The organism is Paenibacillus sp. FSL H3-0333 (assembly GCF_038002805.1).
Classification (GTDB): domain Bacteria; phylum Bacillota; class Bacilli; order Paenibacillales; family Paenibacillaceae; genus Paenibacillus_AQ; species Paenibacillus_AQ silagei.
On the sequence record NZ_JBBODG010000001.1, the window covers coordinates 1,761,481 to 1,787,238 of the forward strand.

The following is a 25,758-nucleotide window of genomic DNA, read 5'->3' on the forward strand; positions in this document are numbered from 1 at the left end:
GCAGCGGTTCTAGTCGTGGCTGGTTGCTCCTCCACAGAGCGGGGGACTTTAAGAACGAATGTTCACATATCAAGAATGAATTCGACATATTTCGACAAATTACACCTATTCTCAAAACTCTTCTATTTAAACTATAATGAATGTCGCATCTGAAAATTAATTAGTTTAATTTTGAATCAATCATTTTAGACTTGGCTCAAAAAGAATGGAGTAGGTTCATGAACGTAAGGTTAAAGGTGACACTCCTAATTGTCATGGTTCTGGCAATTAGCATGGGCGGTTATTTTGGACTACAGGATTTCGGCAGAAAGGAGAGCCTTGAAACCAATAGAAATGTTGAGTTAAACGCCAAAACAACAGTATCTGAATCTGCCCAGCAGCCTACAAACAAGCCTGCTGTTACAGAACCTGACATTGGTGGAAGTAATATGCGTTATTCTGAAGAGATGGAAGCTTGGAACAAGCAAAGTGAAGGGATTGCCATATCTGCTATACCTGAGTCTGAAGTACTTTCGCCAGAGCTTACAAACGCATTAAATGAAGCTATTTCAGGTGCTGAAGAAGAAGCGGAATTAAGTAAGTTCATACAACAATATTCCGGTGAGGATTTGGAACATAACCAGAAATTGATTGCCTTGCTTATTGATGACAATCAGCTTGAGCAGGCTTTGGAGCTGGCCACGTTAGTTTGGCAGAGCAATCCCGGTGTAGAGGAGGCCAAAGCTCAATATGCCAAGGCCTATAAATTGTGCAACACAATTATTTTGAACAAGCAGAACGAAATTATCTCTGGAGGAACACAATGAAGTCTATCCTACGCTGGTTTTCTTTTGTCATAGTTTTATTGATCGGAATGAATGTGGGGAGTAACATTAACATTTCTTTCGCACAAGGCGAAGAAAATGCTTATAAGTTAAAGCCGAAGTACCTTATCAATAATTCTAACTTTGAGATGATATCCGCAACAGTTACTGAAGATGAACACCATTTCTCAACGGTGGGAAATTTCCGGACAAGCAAAGATTTTGATGTAATGTATTGGGAAGCAGAAGATGTACATAGCCATCCAACTCTCAAATATCCGACCGATGGAGATTTTTCAGACTTGGTATTAGAGTACAAATATGCACTAAGTGGTGACGCAACTCCGCTAAATGGAGTACCATCACCAACCTTGACTATTGTAACAACGGATAATAAGGCATATTACATACGATTATGGAACTATGTAGTCGATCGTCCTGTGGAGGACTGGGAGAAGGAGATTAGTGATTCCCTAAATATTGACTATTCTTTTCCAGTTGGCAGAGAAGTGGGGAAGGCAAGCGGAACAGAGGGTACGATTCGCATCGACTTTAACAATATATATGCAGGTTGGGTGCCTTTCGTACAGGCAAAGGATAGTGAGGGGAGTTTATCCTGGATTCCGAATCCGGATTGGATTAAAGTTCCAGTCACTAACATTAAGCGCCTTGAATGGGCTTTTGTCCCTCAAGAATATGATTACAACGAAGAAGAAGTAAGGTACTTTACTGAATCGAAACCGTTCAAGATTGATTTTTTAGATTGGAATGTCTACGGAAATGCATTTTTAATGAACGAGCAGCCCTATGTGCCTGAAGGAAAAGTCAGGATCAGTGACGGGTATGATGACACCTACAACCTCACACCTGAACGAATTGCAGGTGATTATGCCAGACTAGGCTTTGGGAATACAGTTGATTTCTATGTGGGTGCTTCGCATTTCTACGATAAGGTCTATAACGGAACAAGTGGAATGGAGTTGATTACGGACCATCCCTTTAATAAGGCCTTCGAGAGCTGGTATACAAGCTATGTGAAATTTTTGTCAGCTAATGATACCAAGGTGATTTCATCAATTTCTATGGAGAATGTTGATGCACCGGCATCCTGGTGGCAGAGGACATGGGATGGGAAAGGTGCCGAAACACTCTGGTCTCCTGCGCCCAAGCTCTTGAGTTTTTCGAATTCAGAAGTTCAAGCCTACTACAAAAAGTACATTCTTGGCTTGTCCAAAATACATACTGACAATAACATGACTCCGATTATTCAACTTGGCGAGCCATGGTGGTGGTACATGGATAGCTTACCTGGCAGTCCGCCTACCTTCTATGATGCATCTACTAAATACTTATACCAGCAGAAATTCGGCAAGCCGATGTATGAATTCAAATCTGCTTACGACTCTACTAGTGGTCATGAAAAGATGCTCAATTGGCTCAGTGAACAGAACGGGAACTTCTCCCTCATGCTCAGAGATACACTTAAAGCTGTATATCCGCAAGGCCAGTTTACGGTCTTGTTGTTCATCCCTACAGTAGTTGATCCTGAATTGGCTCCTAAAATGATGGGTATTGTGAATTTCCCTATAGCGCAGTGGAAGTCGCCGAATCTGGATTTCTTTATGATCGAAGATTATGACTATCTGATTGCCAATAATATGGAGAAGCATAGACAGGCATTGACGGTTGCACAAAGGAGATTGGGGTACGCTCCTGAGCAAATTCATTACCTTTCAGGCGCGGATTCAACGAATAACAATGCAATCTGGAAGAATATTGACCAGGCTATTAATGATGGAATAAACATGAAATTCTCAGGGGTCTATGTGTGGGCTTACCCGCAGGTAAAGAGCAGGGGATGGGTACAGCCTGTAATTATTGAATCTTCAGTTCCTCCAGGATTACAAAAGAGTGACGCCATTCAGGTTCATCTAAGCTCAGCAGGAGCAGATTCGATCATTTATACCTTAGATGGCCGTGAACCAACACTGTCAACAGGCAGTTTGTATACTGGAGATCCTATATCCATTTCAAAAGATACAAGAGTTAAGGCGATAGCAGTGAAAAATGGTGTTGCCAGCAAAAATGTAGAATTTGATTATCTGTTTGACCGGAAACAGTATCAATATGATGGCAGAAACCGATTGCAATGGGTCACTCTGTTTGAGGATGATCAAAAGTACCGGATTTCTTATGTCTATGATAAAAAGGGAAGCCAGACTAAAAAAATTGTGAATAAGATCTTCAATATGTGGGGCGAACAGAATATTATTCCGGTCATGCTTGGAGACAAGTCGCCGGATGGCAGTGTGGCTAGTGCGAGCAGTAATTTTGGTGCCGATTATTTACCATACAAAGCCTTCGATCACTTGGACCTGGAGCAGGCTTGGATTTCTAATAGTACTGTAGAAGGCTGGCTCGCATTCAAATTTCCAAGCTCCAAAAATGTGATTTCTTATAAGATCTATCCGAGAAATGAGATCACGGCCATTAATGCTACCCCCAAATCATGGACCTTTGAAGGGTATGACGGAAGTCAATGGAAGGTCTTATCACAGGAAACGAATGTAACAGACTGGAAGATCAGAGAGGCAAAAACGTTCAATGTGTCACAGAATGGAAGCTATGCTGAATATCGGATCAACATCACAGAAAATAACGGATATTGGTATACAAGTATCGGTGAGGTTGAAATGACTGAGGGCGATGGTAATGGATCAGGCGGTATTAAGCAGAATATTATTCCGGCAATGACCAGTAATATTAGCTTGAACGGTGTGGCTGAAGCGAATAGTGAATTTGGCTCCGGATATGCAGCCTACAAAGCTTTTGACCATATTAATTCAGAACAGAGCTGGATCACAAACGGATCAGTGCAGGGCTGGCTTTCCTTCCAATTCCCGCTTGCAAATACGGTTAGATCCTATAAAATCACAGCCCGTTATGACGAATCAACACTTAACTCGGCTCCCAAAAGCTGGACCTTTGAAGGATTTACAGGCTCGGAGTGGCGTGTAATTTCCTCGGAAACCAATGTTACCGGCTGGCAATTAAATGAGGCTAAGACCTTCACTGTGCTAACCCCGGGCAGTTTTGCTAAATACAGAATTAACATCAGCGAAAATAATGGTCATAGCTGGACTAGCATTGGTGAGCTTGAAATGATGCAGTAAATTAGAATAGAGGAGTCAGCCGGGATGAAGTTAAAAAAAATATTGAATAGAAGTAATCTGGCATTTCTGATGATTGTTATGCTGTTATTTGGGATCTTTGGAGATATGGCAAATCAGATGGTGATTGCTAGCGGAAAAGATAGGACTATAGAAACGGATAGTACGGCAGATAGTGAAGCCGTTCAAATTGATTATGCTGAGCCAAAAGGGGTATATACGCTCACTTTTCAGGATATCATCAACAGATTTAACACCACCGAAAGCTTTGTTTTGGAGCAGCAGAATGAAGGTTTTAGCTTAAATGATATTTATGATATTTTTTTCAAGGCTGAGGAGCAGAAGATAGGCTATGAAGAGTCGCGGCTAAAGTTATATCCTTCTGAGATTAATAATTCCCCGACGGTTACGACCGAAGTTTATAGTGAATTACCAGATCCGTTGTTTCGTGATGTACCAATCATTGAAATGGATACTGTAACTGAAGATGTGTATAGCGAAGAAGTTATAGAAGATATTATAGAAGATACTATAGATGATGAGCCAGGTCTAATCACAGATTCTGATGACTCTTCAGTTGAAAAAGGCAGTACTGTATCCGAGGATGTATACGCTGGAAAAGCAAAAATGTTTAGCGCAATGGCACGTGAGAACACGCCAGTTATTGAGAAAGCACCAGTATACAATAAAACTTCCTTTAATGAGGCACCATACACTCTGGGAATTAACAATGAATCCGTTTCAAGCCTATCTGGTGGATTGTCCCTGCATAATGATGATTTAACCTTACCGGGAAGAAATGGTCTTTCCTTCACATTAACCAGATCATACGATACAAACTCTGCTCAATTTTATGGGATGAACTATGGGTACAATGTTTTTCCTTATGACTACTATGAGTGGGGCGTTCAATATGATGCCTTGAAGAAACCGCTAGTCACTAAATATGATGTGTATATGAGGGAATATGTGCGGACTGAATATGATTTTGACCGTAATGGTGTCACGGATTCTGTAAGCAGTAGCACTGAATTACCCGCGAGGATGGTAGGCTCTTATGACACTGAAGAAGCTGCACGTCAACTTGTAAATCAGATCCCCAACACGACCTATACTGTTAACTCTGACACCGTAGAAGTGACAAGTTCTTCAACTAATTCGAGCAACAGCTTCAATTCCTATATTCTATACAATGCGAATGGATATAGTGGAACATTATATACTACAGGAAGTTCTTATCAAAGTGGAGGCTCGTATACGCCTGCACAATATACAACAGGTAGCGGGAGTTGCCAGAATAACATATCAGGTATTTACAACAAAGGGGTCTGGACACCAACCAGTTCAGGGACTGCATGTCCCACTACGTATTACTATAGTGCAAACGGCTATACCGGTAACTTGCCCAGAACCAGTACAGATACGCTAAAAGAATGCCCTTCGCCCACATCTAAAACGACCAATGGCGTGTGCACCAAGATGTATGTTGCCAACTATTCGGGTACAGTGACAAAGCCGGCAAGTGCAGATACACGCATATATACACAGGATTACAGAGGACGTGTAACCCGGCCTTCTTATACAAGTAATGAACGTTATGAGGATTGGATTGCCGACGGAAATTCGAGAATTAGAAAGATCTATTCACGGTATGGAGCGCCTTGGGTTCAGCAGCATACGGAGGAAGGTACTGTAGGGTCCATAGTGCAATTGAGGGGCACTACATTTGAACAGTATACGGAAGCCTCAGCCTACCAAAACTATTTGAATACAATGGGCAATACGTTCATAGGTTCTGACGGTTCGGCGAATTATTATGTGGCCTCTTGGCCTAATGCTCAGACGTATTCTTTCAAAGCGGGTACAAGAAATGGTGTTGAATATTATAATTCTACAGTTAAATCTAAAGTAGATACTATGTATCCTATCGGTAAAGGCTGGAGCTGGAAGCTGCCTTATGTGGACATAGAGGATGGAAAATCAATTGTCCATTTAACAGACGGCGGAAGCTACGAAGTTGAGAATTCGACCCTGAAAGGCTATGAGTGGCAAGGGGTCACCTTTACAGCAGATTCATCGGTTACAGTAAATGGAGAAGCTTCGCAATATGTTCTGACTAGTGAAAATGGCAAGCAGAAGCAATTTTTCACTAAAGACGGGCAGATTTTGCAAATATCAGATGCTTATAATAATTCAGTGCAGTTCCAATACGAATATAATAGCTACTATGGAACCGAACTGCTTAGCCTGATCAGAGATGCTATTGGCAATACAATAAATATTAATTATACAGCATCTGCGGTCACGTTAAGTAAAGGAAGTCAGACGGTTGTCTATAACAAGCATTCGCAAGACGGAGTAGAACTGCTGGATTCGGTTAAAGATATCGGGGGACGAATCACCACCTATAACTATCAAATTAAGGCTGCCCAATTCAATTTATTCTCTTCCTATGCGGAAAGAGCGGTGTCTAATCCTTATGCACTTTTATCTAAGGTGCAGTACCCGACCGGAGCATCCACAGAGTACACCTATGAAACACAACCGGTAAGGCGATACAACGGGGAATATTCATTTAATGAAGCCTACCGTCTATCCTCAAGAAATGATGTGATAACTTACGAGAACGGCATCACTAAGGAATACAACCGTCATTCGTTATTTTACAATAACAGCGATATGGGCGCGTCTCCTAATCAGGATATAGAGTTCTCTACAACCATTAATGATGGGTTAACGAATACCACATTTAATTATAAAAGAGACTACATTGATAGTGGAACACCGTCTCAGTTCTATCTGGAATCTTCCGTTCAAAGTGCGGAGGGCACAGAAAAGTATATGAATTACACTTATGGAAAGTATGTGGGGACAAGAACATATCCTGCAGTTGTTCCCACTGGTGTAACTGCTTCAACGAATAAAGCATCCGATGTTCTTACAACAAGCAGTAAGTATGATGATTATGGAAATATAACCGAATCTGTAGATGCCAAAGGCAGAACAACAACCTATACTTTTGACAGTAAACATCTTCTTCAAACGGTCATGAGTCCGGCAAACACAGGTGTCGCCCGCTATACGGGCTATACACGAAACGAGCAGGGAAGTATAACTCAAGTTGTTATTCGAAAAGATAATGCGTATGGAGAAATACTACAACAGCTTAATTTTAATAATTTTGATGTTTACGGAAATGCGTCTGAACAGTCCATTCTTAATGGAAGCAAGACAATTACAACAACCACAGCATTTGACAACAACCATGCCTTTCCCGTTTCGCAAAAGGTTATGGTAAGCGATGTAAATCATCAGGAGTCGCAAATTGTCACGGGTTCAACCTTTGACCCATTAACCGGGTTACAGACATCGTATACCAACGGTAATCGGAATCAAACGGACTATAGTTATGATTCGCTCGGCCGCATTCTTAAGGTTGCTCATCCAGATGGCGGCACTCTCAGTGTAGTGTACGATGATATAAACAATACCGTTACTGTAACTGATGAAGCTGGCAGCGTATCTGTAACGAAATGGAACGCACTGGGCATGGAAATTGAGACAGGTTTGCTGGAGAAAGAAGGGTATAAGAAGAAAACCAGTACCGCTTATGACGGATATGGGAGAGCCGAGTGGAGCCAGGATGCCACAGGCAATAAAACACAGTATAAGTATGATGCCTGGAGCAGGTTAACAACGCTTATCCATCCAGATATGACGGAGAATACAACACTATATAATGAGACGCAGCATACGAATACAGTTATTGATTCTGAGAATTATAAAACTATTGAAACCTACGATAAATGGGGACAATTGATTAAAAAAGAGGAGCAGGCTACACCATCCAGTGCAGTAAATATTCTGCAAAGTATAGTGTACAACAATGGTAATGATCAGATTGCAGAACTTTTGGATGCGAACGGAAATAAGACAAGCTATGAATATGATTACACCGGGAATTTGGTCTCTGTCACGGATGGCAGCGGGGAGTTAACACGCTATACGTATGACATGCAAGGAAATCAACTCTCGACAGTATACCCGGATGGACAAATTAAGAAAGCCAGCTATGATGAACTGGGTAGAGTGCTAACTACAACTGATGAACTGGGGCTAATCGAGCAATTTAGTTATGATGCCAACGGGAATCTGTTGACGAGTCAGGATCGCAATGGGGATATTCAAACCTTCTCCTATGACAAACTGGATCGTTTGAAAGAAAATGTTGCCAGTGATGAGACGGTCTCATTCACATATGATACCGCGGGCAAACGGAGAAGCATGACCGATGGAACGGGGACTACCCGTTATAATTATGATTCATACACGGGCTTCTTAACGGAAGTGCAATATGCAGATGGCTTGACTCTGGAAGTTACGGAATATGATGCAAAAGGCAACCGTAAACGAATGGTGGGGCCTTTCGGCAAAACAACAGAGTACAAATACAACATAAACAGCCAGTTAGAAAGCGTAGGAACTAACGCAGAACAACCTATAACGAACTATAGTTATTACAAGAATGGTCTGCTTTTACAGGCGGCAAGTGAGAATGGGGTTAACAATTCATATCATTATACAGGGGTTGATCTGAAGTCGGTCGTCCATACGAAAATAGGTAATGTTCTTAATCAGTATAACTATCAGTATGATCCGAACAAAAATATTAAGAGTATCGCTCGCAATGGCCAGTCTGCAATGGACAAGGATTTTACTTACGATCAGGTGAATCGTATTAAGGCTGCAACGGGCGATGCTGCCGGATCATATAGCTATGATACTAGAGGAAACCGGATTACCCAGGAATCTGCAAATGACAGCTTGATCTCTTTAAGTAACTTGCAGGATACGGAGTACACGTATGACAAACGAAACCGGCTGAAGGAAGTGAAACTGGGCGGAAAAACTGTTCAGTACGAATACAACGGCGATGGCTTGCTCATTAACCGTACAGAAAATGGATTAACGACCCGCTACTATTATGATGGAGACCAGATTATTGCTGAGGCCAATGTTGTTAATGACATTCCACAAGAGGTCGCTAGCTACATTCGCGGACAGAGGCTGGAAGCCGTTGTGTACAATGATGGAACTAAGGCATATCCACTATATAATGGACATGGGGATATAGTTGAACTGCGTGATGCCCAAGGTGAAATACTAAACCGGTATGATTATGACATTTGGGGAAATATCACTCTAAAAGAAGAGCAAGTTCATAATCCGTTCCGTTACTCTGGGGAATTATGGGATGAGACCACAGGCTTACAATACCTCCGTGCCAGATGGTATGACCCGAGTACGGGGCGGTTCATTACAGAAGATTCGTATACGGGACAGCTGGATAACCCGCTTAGTTTGAACTTGTATACCTATGTTTTAAATAATCCGCTGAGATTTATAGACCCTAGCGGTAATATGGCCACGGAGCCCTTTGAGGTCCATCAACTTAGACTATTGCTGCAAGATGCGAGGGGCAAAACGTGGGGGAGTAAAGCTAATAGCAATTATCAGCTATACAAGGGTTTTATATGGGACCGGTATAATTTTGCATCATTCATGGACACCAACACTTACAATTACTTGTATGGATTAGTAACAGGGACAAGTGCTTACAAGAATGGTGCTGGCAAAGCAGACTGGGCAACCGGCCAGCTCGTCAATGCATACTATGAATCGGTTGAAGCAGAATATGTGGCAGCCGTAGCTATGGGTGCAGCTGTAGGTGTCAGTATGCGAGGCAGCAGCGTAAGCTCCAATAAGACGAAGGGTGGATGTAACTGCTTTGTAGCCGGAACCAAGGTTCAAACCGACGAAGGCGAAAAGAATATCGAAGACATTGAGGTCGGAGATAAAGTGCTTTCGAAGGATGAAGAGACGGGTGAGGTGGCTTATAAGGAAGTAGTATATACTTTCCATCATAATACTAACGAGATATACAAAATTCATGTTGGCGGTCAGACAATTGAAGCAACTTTTAATCATCCTTTCTATGTGATGGGCAAGGGATGGTTGTTTGTAAAAGAACTTAAAGTTGGAGACTTGCTTGTACAGAGTAATGGGAATACACTCAAGATAGGCAACATTGAACTGGAACGTAAGCCTGTCACGGTTTACAATATGACGGTAGATGAATTCCATACGTACTTTGTAAGTAATCTTGGGATTTGGGTGCATAATAGTGAATGTAGTTTAACAATCTCAAAGACGGCGGCTAGGGTAGCAAAAAAACTATCTCCTGAAGCGAAAAAAGGATACGAAGCTGCAATTAAAGGCCTTGAAAGTGGAGATTTGAGAGGGTTAAATGCACACCCACTCTCAGGTAATAGAAAAGGCCAATGGGCAGTGGATATTAAAGGCTCAGGGGGGGGCCGTGGGGATGCAAGGGTAATTTACACAAAAGATTCTCAAGGAAATATTAATGTAGTAGAAGTTATAACTACTCATAATGATTATTAAATTCGAGGTGTTGAATGAAACTTAAGCATGTTCTTTTAGAAGTTTATTGTGAAAATAACACTTCTCACCCCCCTTTATGTTGTAAAGATGGGATTGGTAATCCTGGATACCATTGTTTATCTGAGAATTGTCCGAATGTCAGTTATACTTATGCTCCCCATGAGCTTGCATATGCAGGAGAATTTGGGGTGGTACCTGATTCAAGGGCATGGATCGGGTTTGGGGGGGACATGTTCCCTGATGACAAAAACGAGAACAAAGAAGTTGAACTGAAAGAATTATGGGAACGTATATGTAGACAGAAAATTCAAGAAGCTTACGAGGAGTATATGGATAAGAAAAAAGAAATGTAAGATTTTTTTCTAAGACCTTAAGGAGATCTTAAGGTCTTTCTTTTTTCCCTGACTCAGTCGAATGAGTTGTATAGGTTATGATTACATAGATAGATGACACAGATATCAACTTATTTATTACTCAAAACTATGTTGCACATATTGGGCAAAAAAATTTATGTTTTTTCAGTATCATATGGTCTTAATGGATGGGTATTTGCTAGGGAGTAGAATATTTGTAACTAAGCAGAAAGTTTTAAAGTTGACCTTGAGGGAGCCCCCCTCAGGGTCTTTCGTTTCTATGAGCGTTTTAAGAGAATGAGTAAAGCTTTGAAACCAAGCGGAGCTTCAGACATTGTTACCTCCCGTCATCCCCACCCTGAAGCACCGACTTCACAAGCAGCAGCCACGGAATGCTGCCAGTAGCAGCGATGCTCCCCTCCGGGTGAACCTCCGCGGCAAGAAGCAGCATGTAATAACTGAGGCCAGTGATTGCGGCAGCGCTGCCGGATTGCAGTAGCGTCTGTTCATCGTCTGACGTAAGCTGTGGAGCTTGCCCGCAGGATTGAGCTATGGCTGCATAGAGCAGCCATTCGGCAGCATCCCCGGGCAATCTATGGTGCTGAGCTTGCCCGGTATATTCCGCACACCACTGTAATCTAAATGAAGCAGGTGCATGCAGCATTCCTTGCAGCAGCGGCAGGGGAAGTCTGCTCCAGAGAAAGCGTGCAGCGATAGTGGGCCTGCCAAGCACGAGCAATGTGTCCCAAGCACCTGTTTGAAGGAGAAGCTGTGCTGCGTAAGAAAAATCCGCGAAGCTCAGCGGTGTGTCTGCGCGGTGTTCCGAATCGGCTAAGCTGCCGATATCGGGGGCCGGGAAGGAACATTCTGCCGGAACAGAAGGGTCTTCTTGTTCTTCGGTTTGGCATTGTGGCAGCTTGGAATGGCTGGTTTCAGCATGGGGGGAGGCGACTTGGTGCTCCTGCATGCTGTTAGAGCCTGCCTGATGCTCCGCCGGGCCGGGCTGCTGCCCCGCCAGCCGGCGGTGCATGGCTGCAAGCCCGGGCGGCAGCTCCGCCAGCCGCCCCAGGCCTTGTCCTGCCGCGGCGATCCCGCCGCTGCGGCAGGACAAGGCCCACAGATAGCCGGATACCCACGGGTCATCCGGCGTATCCTCCCGCATCCGCACAAGCGCGGCGGATGCGGCCCCGGGCTGTTCCGGGTCCCGGAACAGCGTCCCCAGCAGCACCTGAAGCACCTGCCGGATATCCTCCGGCAGATGCGGTGCTGCGAGAAGCGCCGCCAGCCACGGGGCGGCGCGGGCATTGAGTGCGGCCGGCACGAGCCGGATCAGCACTCGCCGGGGCAGGGCAGGGAGCAACTGTCGCGTGAACACCGTCAGCTGCTCCGCTTGCCCGGACAGCAGGCATAGCGTGGCCAGCTGCTCCCAGGCGGTTACGTCATCAGGCGCGTAGCCGATCGCCTGTCTGTAATGCTCCATTGCTTCCTCGTAGAGGAACAGCCGCTCGCAGATCCGCCCGGCGGAAAGGCGGGTGCGGTAGGTTCCGCTGCCGGAAGAGGAAGGGTATTTATGTGCGGTATCCCCGCTGTCCAGCGCCTGCTGGAGCAGAGGGTACGCCCGCCATACCTGCCCTTGCTCCAGCAGCAGACCCGCATAGCTCTCCAGCAGATCAGTGAAATCTGCGTACAGCCCAATCCCGGCCTCATAGACAGACTCCGCGTCCGCAGGCCGCCCGCCTGCTTGGAGGGCAAAGGCTGTTTTGAGATACAGGTCGGCGGTATAGCCGGATTCGGGCTGAGCTTCTTCCAGCAGCGGCAGCAGCAGGCCCGCCGCAGCCTGATATTGCCCCTGCTGGTAATATTCCGTGCCCAGTGCGTACCGCAGAGGAACGCTATCCGGTTCAAGCCGCAGAGCAGCGTGGATCAGCTGCAGATTGCGGCTGGCTTTATTTTTGCGCTGAAGCTCATCATCCAGATAGCCGTAATGGTGGACAGGCAGACGGGCATAAGCAATATGTCCTCCGGGGAGGCTCCAGATGCTGGAGGCTACCTCTTCATGAATGCTGCCGCGAAAACAGATACGTACATCGTTTCGGAAGAGTCTGCACACATTGTCTGTCACGTATTCGCGCCCGGAGGCATCACCTACATAATGAATAAAAGGCAGGAAATACCCGTCCGCATGCTCCGATTCCAGCAGAAGCTTTAACTCCTCTGGCTTCCAGTCAGCAAGGGCTTCATCTGCATCCAGCACCAGAATCCACCCATAGGAGGCCAGCTGTAGGGTATGATTACGGGCTTTGGAGAAATCGTGTTCCCAGGGCAGCCTGATTACCCGGGCACCGAACCTGCCGGCGATAGCCATACTGTTATCCTCTGATCCGGTATCAGCGATAATAATCTCCGAGACCATACCCTGAACAGACAGCAGGCATTGCTCCAGATGCTGCGCCTCATTCCTTACGATCATGCAGAGCGAGATCCCGGGAGTATCCATGGTCTGTAAGCTCCTTCCTAACAGCATCTGATTGAAAAAGCGGGAGTGCAAAGCAAGCGGGTATACCCCTTATGGACTGGAGAGCCGTTATTTTCAAAAAAACAGCACTTTTTACGGAGTTGCGGACTCAGAGGAACCTATTATCACTCTAACCGATGATTTAAGGCAGCATATCCGCCTTTAAGTGCCGTGGAGTCCGTAACTCTTGCCAGTCATGCATTTTCTGCAAAATAAACGTCCCTCAGTCCGCAACGCCCAGGCAACTGACACTCTGCTGAATAAAAACGGACTATGCAGGGATAGTTGCAGAATGTACATGTAAAACGAGCGAAAAGGGAAGCTTTCATTGTATAACTGTAGTCTGTACAACTAAATCTGCCCAAAAAGGGGAGAGGGAAGAATCAACGGATGTTTAAATGTACGAAGTACAACTAAACCGGAAATTGGCGAGCAATCAGGCGTTTTAGTTGTACCAAATACAATTAAGGCTTATCGCAACTCCGATCATCTGATGACATACTAATCGGTTGATCTGGGAAGCGGAAGAGTGAGACGCGCAGCCGCAGCCGCCGGTGAATATATTGCCGAAGTTACGAGCGTAGCCAGAACCTTGTCAGCTAAAAGAATCAAGGGCTGCACAGCCGCAGCAATAGCAGATAAGGGGAGTGAGGTGTTCCCGTCCGCCGGGTTAACTGCAGGATGATTTAGCAGCCCGGTGATATCATCGTAGCTCAGCTCAGCTGCGGAAGCTGCTTCCGCCCGCTGCAACAGCTTCAACAAATCAGCGCTAGGCGGCACCTCAAGCGCTGCATCATCTACCGCTCCAGCACCTACCCCAGCATCGATCTCACCCGCACTCTGCGCCGTAGCATCCACCGCTCCCGCATCTTGCAACACGCCATCGATCTCATCCGCACTCTGCGCCGTAGCATCCACCGCCCTCACATCTTGCATCACGCCATCGATCTCATCCGCACTCTGCGCCGCAGCATCCACCGTTCCCGCATCTTGCATCACGCCATCGATCTCACCCGCACTCTGCGCCGTAGCATCCATCTCTCCCGCCACCACACCAGCCCTCACCCCGCCCTCAAGCATATCAGCAGCCGCTGTGTAACAGCCATCCCTTACCAGCAGGCGCAGTAGCTCCTGGCGCTGCTCCGTCAGGATGCCGGGCAGCTGACCGGCCAGCCAGCCGTGAAGCTCAGGTTCGCGGCCCGTGCATTTGAACAGGCGCGTGAGCCGGGGAATCAGCAGCCAGGGGTCCGGCTGGAGCTGGGCTGCCCTGGTGAAGCAGGCTGCCGCTTCATGGTCTTCGCCGATCTGCTGGCAGACCTGCCCCAACAGCGTGTGGGTGAGATAGGTGCCTATCCCGGATTCCGTATGGTAGAGGGGAGGTGAGGCACCGATCCGCAGTGCCCTGCATAGCGCAGCCTTGGCTTCGGCTAAGGCTGAGACCTGCAGCAGCAGCGCACCTTTGAGATGGTGAAGATCGGGATAGTCCGGGAAGAGCGAGCTTCCCTGCCCGCACGCCTCCAGCGCACCCGGGTAATCGCCGGTTACCGCCAGGCAGCGGGCCTTGTATTTATAGAGCAGGTGAATATAGCTGGTCCCCGGCTCGGCCAGGTTCAGCGAGGTGCCGATATGCTCCAGCGCCTGCCCGTAATCGCCAAGCCGCATATACTCAACCGCCAGATTGAAATGCTGAAAAGCATCTCCAGGACTCTCCTCCAGCTGCTGCTTCAGTAATCCGAGATTACGGCTGATTTTATCTTTTCGCTCCACGACCCCGGCGGCATAGCCGTAGTGATGGACAATGACGGTGCCCATATGCATCGCGGCATCCGGAGTCTCCTGCACAATGACAGCCGCAATCTGCTCATGAATAATGCCGCTGAAGCGATAATTCGGGCGGTTCTTGAACATTCGGAGGATCGGGTTAACCGTAAGCGTCTGCGAAGCACGCTCTGTCCCCTGGTGATTATGAATCCGCACAAAAAAAGCCTCATACTCCGTATGCTTCGCGCATACCAGCAGCTCATCCCGGCTCCCCGGCTCCAACTCCTCGTCTGCATCCAGCACCAGAATCCAGGTGCCGCGTGCCAGGGCCAGCCCGGCATTGCGTGCGGCGGCAAAATCCCCGTTCCACGGGTAATCGATGATCCGGGCACCGAAGCTGCGGGCAATGGATCGGGTGGCGTCGGTGGAGCCGGTGTCCACAATGATGATTTCATCCGCAGCCCCGCGCGCACTCCGCAGACAGCGGGCCAGGTTGTCGGCTTCATTTTTGACAATCATGCATAAGGAAATCAGCGGTTGGTGTGGTTTCGTGGTCATTAGCTCAGACCCGCTCCTCTCTGCCGCTGCGTGTAATTCCACTTCGTATGCCAGGGGGTGCAGCGCAGCACAGAGATGGATTGGGCAACCGCTGCCCTGTCCTCCTGAAGCGGACCCTGAACCGGCTGTCCCACCCCCTGGAGACGTTCTACAGCTTCTGCGAGACGCTGCTCCGCCAGATGCAGATAACAGAGCGCCAGTCCGGTGCTAACTGCATCGTCTGCAGGGGATTCCCCCAGGGCAAGCCGGTACCAGCCGGCAGCTTCCGCATAATGCCCGTTATCGATGAGCAGTTCTCCGAGATACCGCAGGGTTGCGCCTGAAGCTTCCTTGCTGCCTGCAAGGCCGATGAACAGTTCCCCCGCCTCTGCACGCCAGCCTTCCTCATAGAGCGCTTCTGCCAGAGTGCTTGTATGTGCCGGGAAGCGTTCAACCAGCCGCTTGCCCAGCGCGATGAACTGGTGCTTCACAGCGAGCCGGATCACCTCGGCAAGCAGAGTGGATTCCCCGAAGGCGGCGAACTCCGCTTGCTGCACGGCAGCATCGGACGACAACCTTGCGTCGATCTCCAGCAATGCGGAACGCACCTCCGCAGGTGATTGCTGCCACAACTCCTCTTGCAGCTTCTCGCCCAGTTCCCATGTCAGCATGGCTTCAAGGAGCCATAGCTGCCGCACCGTTTCTGTGTCCAATCCTCCGGCTGAGAGCTGTAGATTGCCGGCCCGCAGCTTGGCGGCTGTCTTCCTGAACGAATGATATTTTCCGGTAATGATCCAGGAAGACAGCAGGAACAGCAAGGTGTCCTCCTCCAGCGGGCAGACCGCAGGCGGCAGCTCTGCAATTGCCTTATAAGCGCCCAGCTGATATAAAGTACCGATAATTGCGGTTCTGGCAGCACGCTGTGCTGTGCCGGTCAGCTGTATCAAGAGTGCGGCGATCTCTCCCTCCGGCACCTCCAGCTCCTGAAAAGCAGCAGCGATCCCCTCCAAAGCGGGGAGATACAGGGAGTGCTGCTGAAGCGCACGATGGTACAGCTGCGCGGCTTCCTTTTGCTTCCCGAGCTGCTGGAAAATGGCCCCCATCCGGTGCAGCGGGCGGAAGCTGTCCATGCCCTGTTCAGTGACGTATGCTCTGCGCGGAGCCGGGGCAGACGAGGTATCTATGGCGTGCTGGTAAGACTGGACGGCGCGCTCATAGAATCCTTGGCTCTCCCAGGACTGGCCCTGCATGTAATGCAGGTCGGGATAATCTCCATAACGTGTCAGCTCGCGGGTCAGCAGGCTGTCGACCGCTTTCACATGACCGGCGGCCAGATCGATTTTGCACAGATCGCGAATGATCGAGGGACGGTAAGAAGCCTGAAGCGGAGCGAGGGTAAGACTCTGGCGCAGCAGTTCTCCGGCTTCCTCCAGCCGTCCGTCCTGACAGCAGGTGACTGCCAGATTATAACGGCTGAACACATCGTCAGGCTCTTCTGCAAGCGCAAGACGCAGCAGCTGCTCGTTGCGGCTGATTTTATGTTTGGCGCTCATGACCGGGGGCAGGTAGCCGAAGTGAAGAATCTCAACTGGACTGGCCTCGATGGCGGCGGACCCATGTTTTGTGAGAATAGAGGACTCTACACTTTCATGAATTCTCCCGCAGAAAAGATAGCCCTGCCCACCCCGGAACAGCCGCACAGGATGGTGATACAGACGATCCTCGGGCCTGCTACCCAGCAGGTTCTCTATGCGCACCGTGTACGCTTCGGCTGTGCTGCCTCCGAGAATCTCCTTGATTGAATCTATGGAAGTCTGAAGGATTTCATCTGCATCCAGGACCAGTATCCAACTGCTGGCCGCATGGGAGAGACCGGTATTGCGTGCGTCTGAGAAATGGTGGTTCCACTGGGCTTCAATTACCGTTGCCCCGTATCTCCGGGCGATTTCCACGGACTGGTCCGTGGAGCCGGTATCGACCACGATGATTTCATCGGCGCCCTGCAGACTAGCTAGGCAACGTGGGAGCAGCTCGGCTTCATTGTTGACTATGAGCTGTACTCCTAGTGTAGGTTTGGCAGATTGATTCAAGATCGTTCCTCCTTCGCGGGCCTTAATTCCTCCGGGTATTCTGCAAAAATAAGAATGTATATGCGTTGCTGCCGTCTTATGTAGATGCGGAATAACGCACAGCCAAGAGTACATGGGTATCCATGCACTCTTGGCTCCTGCATCGTATGACGGAAATTATGCTTACGTTCCTTGTGCATCAAAAATAACATTAAGCGTAGAAGCCGCACCCGGCGTGGCGGATTGATAGGAGAGGCGGGTGTATTTCAGGAACCGGGCAGGCACAATAACGTCTACAGAACCTGCTGGCAGCGGATTGTCTCCGGTCGTATCGACGAAATAGTTGGTTCCGTCTGCACTGATCTCGACCCGTGTATTCACCGGATTGGCTCCGGTATTCACAATGAAGTAGGAATAGGTGCCAAGGACACTGGTATTGTTGGCCGGCAGCGGCGTATAGGTATCCGAGGTTGCAATTGCCGTTGTAGGCAGCTCAATGAAGCTGCGCTGGGAAATAGACGTTACGCTGCTCAGCGTACCGGCAGTGATAGTTGCACCAAGCACGCTAGTAATCGTACCAGCGAGGATGTTGGTTACTGTACCAGCAGATGATAGAGTACCAGCAGTGATAGTCGCACCAAGCACGCTAGTAATGGTACCATCCAACAGGTTAGTCACTGTACCAGCAGATGATAGAGTACCAGCAGTGATAGTCGCACCAAGCACGCTAGTAATCGTACCAGCGAGGATGTTGGTTACTGTACCAGCGGATGATAGAGTACCAGCAGTGATAGTTGCACCAAGCACGCTAGTAATCGTACCAGCGAGGATGTTCGTTACTGTACCAGCAGATGATAGAGTACCAGCAGTGATAGTCGCACCAAGCACGCTAGTAATGGTACCATCCAACAGGTTAGTCACTGTACCAGCAGATGATAGAGTACCAGCAGTGATAGTCGCACCAAGCACGCTAGTAATCGTACCAGCAAGGATGTTGGTTACTGTACCAGCGGATGATAGAGTACCAGCAGTGATAGTCGCGCCAAGCACGCTAGTAATCGTACCGTCTAAGAGGTTGGTCACTGTACCAGCGGATGTTAAAGTACCAGCAGTGATCGTTGCACCAAGCACGCTAGTAATCGTACCGTCTAAGAGGTTGGTCACCGTACCAGCAGATGTTAAAGTACCAGCAGTGATAGTTGCACCAAGCACGCTAGTAATCGTACCAGCGAGGATGTTCGTTACTGTACCAGCGGATGTTAAAGTACCAGCAGTGATCGTTGCACCAAGCACGCTAGTAATCGTACCGTCTAAGAGGTTGGTCACCGTACCAGCAGATGTTAAAGTACCGGCAGTGATCGTTGCGCCAAGTATACTAGAGATGGTGCCGTTCAAAATGACGGTGGTCAGGTTCCCGCTGGTATCCGTAGTTAGCGGCCGGTCGATCAGGGTCGAGGGGTCCCGGCCAAAAATAAGTGTGCGCAAATTATCCGGATTGGCCTGAAATGAACTGAAATTTGGCAAATGGAGTCATCCTTTCTGTGGGCGATTTCTGCCGTCAGCCTGCTCATGAAAAGACCCAAACCGTCGTCTGGGTCCATAAGCATGTATAGGCTGCCGGGTTAATAGAGAGAAGCATGAGTTGGACAGGACCATTCGAATGGTGTGATATTAGGATATGGAGCTTTTAAGAGAATGACTGGGTTAGCCCTGCAAAAATACGCAGCCGCCAAACAACCTGCCGGACAGCTTCGCATACTATGAAAATATGCTAGACCGACAGAAGGAGTGAGAATATGCCGAATGAGACTGTATTTAATCAGAATAGCCAGCCGCTGTATACCGAGCAGGTTAACACCTATATTGCACCCGGGATCGATACTCTGCCTGAAGCGGGAGCCGCGATGTCAGGTTTATTGTTTGGGATTCCTTTTGCCTCCACGGTGGGTACTTCAACCCCGCTTGTCCTGCAGATAGCTAATCCCGGCGGCAGCGGACGTACCTTGTATATCTCCCGCATCATCGCAAGCACGGGAACAGCGTCGGTCACCTTAACCTTGCTGCGTAATGCAACGGTGGGGGGGATGGCGGTCACTCCGGTCAACTATAATTTCGGGAGCTCGGTCACAAGCGTCGGCACTGCCCGGACCGCAACGGCTGCGCCTACAGGTTCTCCGGCAACATTAATGTCGATGCTGCTGGCCATAGGTCCGGTCATCCTTAATATGGATGGCAGGATTATCCTGCCTCCCGGCAACTCTCTTACGATCTCGGTAACCATTGCGTCAGGGAGTACTGCGGCAACAGGCAACATCAGCTGGTGGGAGTTTTAGTACGGAAGAGGAGGAGAAGAACCATGCCCAACAACTATGTAATCAATGACAATGACCAGCCGGTCTATGTGGAAATGACGAACACCTTCCGTGCCCCGGATATCAGTGCCCCGCCAGAGATCAGCGCTTCGCAGGCCGCCGTATTATTCTCGGCGAATGCCTCGAACTCGGCAACGATCGTGCTGTCTCTTCTCTCGGCCGTCATTTCGGTCCGCATCAGTAATCCTGCGGGCAGCGGCCGGACCTTGTATCTGTCCCGGATCAGCGGCAGTATCGGCGGCACCTCGGTGCTGACCTCGATCTCTGGCAGCTTTACCATTGTCAAAGGAGGCACAATTTCTTCGCCGTCCACGGTGACGCCGGTAAATAATAATCTGGCCAGCGCGGCAGCAAGCAGCATGACGGTCCAGTCCTCCACCGCAGCTATTTCCGGGGGGACTGTGCTGGCGAATGTTCAGATTGCGCCGGGAGTGTTCAACCCGGCTTTTACCGGCAGCATTATCGTCCCTCCGAACAATGTCATCAGCATCAGCGTAAGCTCCTCAAGCGCGGCAGTCGGGACGATTATATCTGCATTAAGTCTGAACTGGTGGGAGAGATAGCAGTCCGTGCCCGCTTGACTTCAGGGTGACAAAGGTTTATTTTTCTATAAATGGATGAATCAGAGGATTGGGGAGGAGGAAGCATGGAGACTTGTCTGTTTATACACGGCTTCACCGGAGGTGAATACGAGATTTCTCCGCTTGCGCAGTTTCTGGAGCGCAGCGGCTATGTGTCCAGAATGTTTACCCTGCATGGACATGGAGGCGGCAGAAGGGAGCTGCTTCATTCAAGCCGGGGGGACTGGCAGCTAAGCGCCGAGGAGGAGCTGAAGCAGCTATTCTCAAGCTCTGACAAAGTACATCTGATCGGCTTCTCTACCGGAGCGCTGATTGCATCTCGGCTATCCGTTCAGTATGCTTCCAGGATTCAGTCGCTCACCTTGTTGTCAACCCCGGTGTATCCGCTCAACCCGGCCGAGATTCTGCGCACACTGGTCCGCCCGGAGATGCTCCGGAATTATCTCAGCAAATGGGGTTCTACACCCATGAGAGCCACGCGGGAGTTCCAGCGGCTGGTGCGTGAGAGCTTCGAGGTCTATCCGCAGCTGAAGGTGCCGACCTTGATTGTACAGGGCAGGCGGGATCATCTCGTGAAATTCAAAAGTGCGGACTATCTCCGGCAGACGATTCCCTCGGAACGCAGACAGGTGCTGATTATGGAGCAAAGCGGACATATGGTCTGCCATAGCGCGGAGAGTCCCGCCATGATGGATGAAGTGCTCCGGTTTATCCGCCGCGCCGGCGATTCCGGGTAGACGAAGAACCCTTCCAGGGCTGGAAAGGGTTCTTCGGTCTGTCGCTGCTTCTATGATTATACGTTGACATTGAGGAGGGGGCGTGGTATTTTCAGCTTAAGGAAACCGGTTTCCTATTGAAGAGAATGATTACCGTCCTCCCGCTATTCTTCTATTCCGTTATTGCGTGATTCCGTTAGTTATTCCGCAGCAGCCCCGCCGCTTCGCTTGGAAGATAACCGGGGAATCAACTCCGGCTCCAGCAGTTGTCCGCTCACGGCAGCTTCTTTGTTATCCAGCTTGTCCATTAATAATCGTCCTGCGGATGCGCCGAGCTGGAAGGTATCCATATCGAGTGAAGTCAGCGGAGGAGTGGTGTAGGGGGACAAGGGATATTCATCGAACGTGGCAATGCCCAGCTGTGAAGGAATGGAGATATTCAATTTCCGGGCCGCCTGCAGCACGCCGTAAGCAGAGAAGTTGCTCATGCAGACGATGGAGCCGGGGGGATTCGCACTTTGCAGGAGCTGCTTGGCTGCCTGATAGCCATCCTCCTGGGCCGCCCGGCCATTGATGATCCATTCGCTCTGCACAGCCATTCCCGCCTCGCTGAGTGCCCGCTGATAGCCGGCTGCACGGCGCAGGAAGAGCGGCTCATCCTTCTCGCCGCCGATGAAGGCCACAGACGGGTAGCCCTGGTCCAGCAGATGCCGGGTCAGCATGAATCCGCCCAGCTCATTGTCGCAATCGACCCAGATTCCCGGAGCGTTGATCTCACCGATGGAGATATAGGGGAACTCAAGCCGGTTCAGCTCCGCGCACAGGTCAGGAGTCAGCACCGAGGTGTTGGCAATAATGCCGTCCACCCGCTTATTCAGCACCAGTCTCTGCAGGAAATGCCCCTCCGCATGGTCATGCTGGATATTGGCAATGGTCAGCTCGTATTTCAGAGGACCAATGACGCTCTCTACCCCGCCGATAATGTTATAAAAGAACTGATTGAGAAACTCGCTTTCCTTGGACATATCTATCAGGATAGCTATCGTATTGCTGCTCTGTCTGGCAAGTCCGGTGGCGATGCTGCTTGGGGTATAGTTCATCTGCTTGATGATGTCCCGGACCCGGGCCTTCGTTTCCTCGGATATTTTGGGAGAGTCGTTCATGACCTTGGATACAGTGGATTTGGCGACACCCGCTGCCTGGGCGATATCCTTAATAGTAACTTTCATAGCTTTCCCTCCCGTCCTTACGGTATGGTACGCCCTAATGGCGAACCTTGTTCTACCTGTCATAATAACACAGTTGCTGAGGCTGCTCTATGCGGCATAAAAGGAGACTATACAGTATGCTTACCCGGTTATTCGTATATCACACAGCGGAGGACCCTTTTGCCTTCCCGGCAGGCCCCCGTCTGCTTAAACTCAGACTATTCGTGCAGAGCGGACAGTCCTTGTCCTGCACGGTTGTCCACGCTGACCGTTATGATTCACCCGGTCATGAGCTTCCGCAAGAGATGGAGCGGATCGGCTGTGCCGGAGCGTATGACATTCATGAAGCCCTTATTCCGGCCGAGACTGGCAAATGCCGGTATCTGTTCCACATCGGGAATCCCGCAGGTGAATACATATGGTATGGGGAGCGGGGAAGCTCGGAGAACAGGGACCAGGCGGGTGCCTTTCAATATGCCTATATTCACCGCCCGCAGGCTATTGCGCTGCCTGCCTGGAGTTCAGACGCGGTGGTCTATCAGATTTACCCCGAGAGCTACCATCAAGGGACACTTCAAGGTATTACAGACAAGCTTCCCTACTTACAGCAGCTTGGCATTACTGCTATTTATATGACGCCTATCTTTGAATCGCCTTCCGGGCATAAGTACAATACTTCCGATTACTATAAGGTAGACCCTGGATTCGGGACGCTTGAGGATCTGAAGATGCTGGTCGGGACTGCTCACCGGCTGGGAATGAAGGTTCTGCTGGATGCGGTCTTTAATCATTCCGGCGATACCTTTTTTGCCTTCCGGGATGTATTGGAGCATGGGGAGGCCTCACGCTATAAGGACTGGTTCTTCATTCATTCCTTCCCGGTCAGCACTAAGCCGGCTCCCGGCTATGAGACCTTCGCCAAGGCGGAGGCGAGTATGCCGAAGCTGAATATGGATCACCCCGAGGTAGCGGATTACATGATGGACGTTGCCAGGTATTGGGTGCGGGAAGCCGGGATCGACGGCTGGAGACTGGATGTGGCTAACGAGGTGACTCCGGCCTTCTGGACAAGACTGCGGCGGGAGCTGAAGGCGGAATTCCCGGACCTGCTGCTGATCGGCGAGATTATGCATGCTTCCGGGCCCTGGCTGCGGGGAGACCAGTTCGACGGCGGGATGAATTACCTGCTGCGGGATGCGGTGCTGGAGTTTTTTGCAGCGCAGTCTGCGGGGCCGTCGCGGTTCATGGAGCAGCTGCTGCACCAGGAGGCCTTGTACAATGATCAGGCCAATTCAGCGATGTTCCAGCTGCTGGGCAGCCACGATACGCTGCGTTTCCTGACCGCCTGCAAGGAGGGGGGCCGGGGCTGGGACCGGGAAGCTACGGCAATGAGCCGGATGCGGCTGGCTGTCTTTTTCCAGATGACTTATATTGGGCTGCCGATGATCTATTACGGGGATGAGGTTGGAATGGAAGGCGCTACAGACCCGCATTGCCGGCGGCCGATGCTCTGGGAGGAGCAGGCTCAGCATACCGGACTGCTGGACTGGTACAAGCGGCTGATCTCGCTGAGAACAGAGCATGAGGTGCTGCGCCGTGGGGCCTTCCGCCCCTGGTTCACAGATGAGACGCGGGGGATCCTTGGCTATGTCCGGCGCAGCGGGCAGGATCGGATGGGGCTAATTATCAATAACTCCCCCAACCGCTACCATCTGGAGCTGCCCGCCTACCGTTCGGACACCAAAGTGCTGACTGAGCTGTTAAGCGGACTCACCCTCCGCAGCTCAAGCAAGCTTCTTGTGGAGATCGAGCCGTTTGGCTGTCTGATGCTGCAATAACCTGTAACCTCTGTCCACGGTTAAAGAGTAATGGACTCTGAGGGGCGCAGCAAGCAGGTGTTATTTCTTCTTTTTGTTCAGTCTCAGCAGCCGGAATTCCTTGTTCTCCCATTGCTTGAGCAGCGGATAAGGATCGAAGGCCCACTCCGTAATGCCGCGGTCACGGTAGATGCCATAATGCAGGTGGGGCGGGAACTTGCCCTGTGTACCCGGGCTGCCATAGCCGGAGCTGCCCACCCAGCCGATGGTCTGTCCCGGAGTGACAATATCCCCTCGCAGCAGGGACTTCTCATATCCCATCAGGTGGGCATAATAATGGTAGCGGTTCTCGATATCGCGGATACCGATGCGCCATCCGCCGTAGCGGTTCCAGCCCTTGGTCTCAACAATGCCGAAGCAGGTGCTGCGCACCGTCAAGCCATGCGGCGCGAACAGATCCGTGCCTTCGTGAATGCGCGCGCCGCCCCAGCTCCGCCCGGTTCCCCAAGTGCTGCGGTAGGCATAATTGGTCCCGATTGGCAGCGGAAATGCACTACCGGACAGGTCCAGCCGTCCGAAATGCTCATATAGCTTGGCGAACTGGGAGACGCGCTGGGCGGCCCGCCCGTTGTGATAATACTCCCAGATCCCTATATTGAAATCCGTAGCGGAATCCCCGTACTTGAGCAGGTGGCGGGCCATGCTGTAGAGCACATCGGCATCGCTCTCGGGATCGGCGATGCCGTCCCCTGATCCATCCACCCCGAAGCCGCCGAAGAAGCGGATGGAGTCCGGTTGCTTATCGTCCTGATCCGGGTTCAGCGGGCCGGACCATACAGGCGCCGGAATCATAATTCCGGTAAGCCTTGGCTTGGCCGCTGCAGAAGGGCTTTCTGCGGCGGCTGTTTTTTTGCTCTTCCTGGCGATGGACCGTTCGTACTGATCGATGGCAGCGAAGCGGTACCAGGGAATGCCCGTTGCCGCGCCCATCTGCTCAAAGAGCTGCTTACGGTCAGCAGCGGCAGTCTCTTTGCTGTCTGCGGGAGCAGGAGCAGGACTGCCCGAGCTCAGTTCGGGAATTTTATAAGAACGGGCAGCTTGGGCACTTTCGGCAGGACTGCCGCTCCAGAGCAGGGCGGCGGCAGACATGCACATCAAGGTTCTGCGGGTGTAGGGGCTCTTTATTAAGGCCAGCATGATCTCATCCTCCTGCGTTTGGGCGCATGAATTGCATATATGTTTGCGGAAGCGGCACTCGGGCCAGGTGCTTTTCTTTAGATTGAAGCAAAAGGACTTTTTTTATCCATGACTGCTCCAAGGTTCACAAAAACAGGCAAAGGACTACTTCACATGCTATAATATGAGGCAGCAACTTTTGACTGTGAAATAAATTG

At 49.9% G+C, this 25,758-nt stretch carries 14 protein-coding genes; 8 read left to right on the forward strand and 6 right to left on the reverse strand.

All coding sequences use genetic code 11. The annotated features are described in order from the left end of the window. The first annotated feature begins 218 nt into the window (after positions 1-218). Genes MHH78_RS07950 through MHH78_RS07965 form a run of 4 tightly spaced genes read left to right on the forward strand, consistent with a single transcriptional unit; the run spans position 219 to position 10,788 of the window. Entirely contained in the window at positions 219-806 is a 588-nt protein-coding gene (locus MHH78_RS07950; RefSeq protein ID WP_341167061.1) for a hypothetical protein, read from the forward strand. Then, the gene (locus MHH78_RS07955; protein ID WP_341167062.1) at positions 803-3,976 is read left to right on the forward strand and encodes a non-contractile tail sheath protein; all 3,174 of its coding nucleotides are present in this window, start codon (positions 803-805) and stop codon (positions 3,974-3,976) included. The genes MHH78_RS07950 and MHH78_RS07955 overlap by 4 nt, the downstream gene beginning before the upstream one ends. A gap of 24 nt (positions 3,977-4,000) precedes the next feature. Then, entirely contained in the window at positions 4,001-10,435 is a 6,435-nt protein-coding gene (locus MHH78_RS07960) for a polymorphic toxin-type HINT domain-containing protein (RefSeq protein ID WP_341167063.1), read from the forward strand. A gap of 14 nt (positions 10,436-10,449) precedes the next feature. After that, positions 10,450-10,788 carry a hypothetical protein gene (locus tag MHH78_RS07965; protein ID WP_341167064.1) on the forward strand — a complete coding sequence of 113 codons (339 nt, stop codon included), beginning with the start codon at positions 10,450-10,452 and terminating at the stop codon, positions 10,786-10,788. A 337-nt stretch (positions 10,789-11,125) separates the two neighbouring features. Here the strand turns inward: MHH78_RS07965 and MHH78_RS07970 are convergent, their stop codons facing one another. The 4 genes from MHH78_RS07970 to MHH78_RS07985 all read right to left on the reverse strand — a co-directional run bounded on the left by MHH78_RS07970 (position 11,126) and on the right by MHH78_RS07985 (position 19,155). After that, positions 11,126-13,285: a glycosyltransferase gene (locus tag MHH78_RS07970; protein WP_341167065.1), complete on the reverse strand. Its 2,160-nt coding sequence runs from the start codon at positions 13,283-13,285 to the stop codon at positions 11,126-11,128. Between the two features lie 519 nt (positions 13,286-13,804). Next, on the reverse strand, positions 13,805-15,622 hold the full coding sequence (locus tag MHH78_RS07975) for a tetratricopeptide repeat-containing glycosyltransferase family 2 protein (protein ID WP_341167066.1): 1,818 nt from the start codon (positions 15,620-15,622) through the stop codon (positions 13,805-13,807). Next, positions 15,622-17,691, reverse strand: coding sequence for a glycosyltransferase family 2 protein (locus tag MHH78_RS07980; RefSeq protein ID WP_341167067.1), 2,070 nt, complete (start codon positions 17,689-17,691; stop codon positions 15,622-15,624). Before MHH78_RS07980 ends, MHH78_RS07975 begins: the two co-directional genes overlap by 1 nt. Positions 17,692-17,853: 162 nt before the next feature. Continuing rightward, positions 17,854-19,155, reverse strand: a complete 1,302-nt coding sequence (locus MHH78_RS07985) for a DUF6385 domain-containing protein (RefSeq protein ID WP_341167068.1) — start codon at positions 19,153-19,155, stop codon at positions 17,854-17,856. Positions 19,156-19,466: 311 nt separating this feature from the next. Here MHH78_RS07985 and MHH78_RS07990 point away from each other — a divergent pair, with 311 nt between their 5' ends. From MHH78_RS07990 to MHH78_RS08000, 3 genes are all read left to right on the forward strand, one after another. After that, on the forward strand, positions 19,467-20,003 hold the full coding sequence (locus MHH78_RS07990) for a hypothetical protein (protein WP_341167069.1): 537 nt from the start codon (positions 19,467-19,469) through the stop codon (positions 20,001-20,003). 23 nt (positions 20,004-20,026) lie between these two features. Then, complete coding sequence (locus tag MHH78_RS07995) at positions 20,027-20,605, forward strand: hypothetical protein (RefSeq protein WP_036724879.1); 579 nt, start codon at positions 20,027-20,029, stop codon at positions 20,603-20,605. A gap of 83 nt (positions 20,606-20,688) precedes the next feature. Further along, complete coding sequence (locus MHH78_RS08000) at positions 20,689-21,360, forward strand: alpha/beta hydrolase (RefSeq protein WP_076081537.1); 672 nt, start codon at positions 20,689-20,691, stop codon at positions 21,358-21,360. 179 nt (positions 21,361-21,539) lie between these two features. Here MHH78_RS08000 and MHH78_RS08005 read toward each other — a convergent pair whose 3' ends face one another. Beyond that, positions 21,540-22,568 (reverse strand): LacI family DNA-binding transcriptional regulator, encoded by a 1,029-nt coding sequence (locus MHH78_RS08005; protein WP_341167070.1) that lies wholly within the window; start codon positions 22,566-22,568, stop codon positions 21,540-21,542. 116 nt (positions 22,569-22,684) lie between these two features. Between MHH78_RS08005 and MHH78_RS08010 the strand changes: the two genes are divergently transcribed. Continuing rightward, a complete protein-coding gene (locus MHH78_RS08010; protein ID WP_341167071.1) occupies positions 22,685-24,385 on the forward strand; it encodes an alpha amylase N-terminal ig-like domain-containing protein in 1,701 nt (566 codons plus the stop codon). A 60-nt stretch (positions 24,386-24,445) separates the two neighbouring features. Here the strand turns inward: MHH78_RS08010 and MHH78_RS08015 are convergent, their stop codons facing one another. After that, positions 24,446-25,561, reverse strand: coding sequence for a M23 family metallopeptidase (locus MHH78_RS08015; protein ID WP_341167072.1), 1,116 nt, complete (start codon positions 25,559-25,561; stop codon positions 24,446-24,448). Between the last annotated feature and the right edge of the window lie 197 nt (positions 25,562-25,758).

What these genes read in the sequence shown, in the direction of transcription:
- MHH78_RS07955 (WP_341167062.1), top strand. Translation starts at nt 803, where the DNA reads ATGAAGTCTATCCTACGCTGGTTTTCTTTTGTCATAGTTTTATTGATC.
- MHH78_RS07995 (WP_036724879.1), top strand. Translation starts at nt 20,027, where the DNA reads ATGCCCAACAACTATGTAATCAATGACAATGACCAGCCGGTCTATGTG.
- MHH78_RS08000 (WP_076081537.1), top strand. Translation starts at nt 20,689, where the DNA reads ATGGAGACTTGTCTGTTTATACACGGCTTCACCGGAGGTGAATACGAG.
- MHH78_RS07975 (WP_341167066.1), bottom strand. Translation starts at nt 15,622, where the DNA reads ATGACCACGAAACCACACCAACCGCTGATTTCCTTATGCATGATTGTC.
- MHH78_RS08005 (WP_341167070.1), bottom strand. Translation starts at nt 22,568, where the DNA reads ATGAAAGTTACTATTAAGGATATCGCCCAGGCAGCGGGTGTCGCCAAA.
- MHH78_RS07990 (WP_341167069.1), top strand. Translation starts at nt 19,467, where the DNA reads ATGCCGAATGAGACTGTATTTAATCAGAATAGCCAGCCGCTGTATACC.
- MHH78_RS08015 (WP_341167072.1), bottom strand. Translation starts at nt 25,561, where the DNA reads ATGCTGGCCTTAATAAAGAGCCCCTACACCCGCAGAACCTTGATGTGC.
- MHH78_RS07950 (WP_341167061.1), top strand. Translation starts at nt 219, where the DNA reads ATGAACGTAAGGTTAAAGGTGACACTCCTAATTGTCATGGTTCTGGCA.
- MHH78_RS08010 (WP_341167071.1), top strand. Translation starts at nt 22,685, where the DNA reads ATGCTTACCCGGTTATTCGTATATCACACAGCGGAGGACCCTTTTGCC.
- MHH78_RS07965 (WP_341167064.1), top strand. Translation starts at nt 10,450, where the DNA reads ATGAAACTTAAGCATGTTCTTTTAGAAGTTTATTGTGAAAATAACACT.
- MHH78_RS07970 (WP_341167065.1), bottom strand. Translation starts at nt 13,285, where the DNA reads ATGGATACTCCCGGGATCTCGCTCTGCATGATCGTAAGGAATGAGGCG.
- MHH78_RS07960 (WP_341167063.1), top strand. Translation starts at nt 4,001, where the DNA reads ATGAAGTTAAAAAAAATATTGAATAGAAGTAATCTGGCATTTCTGATG.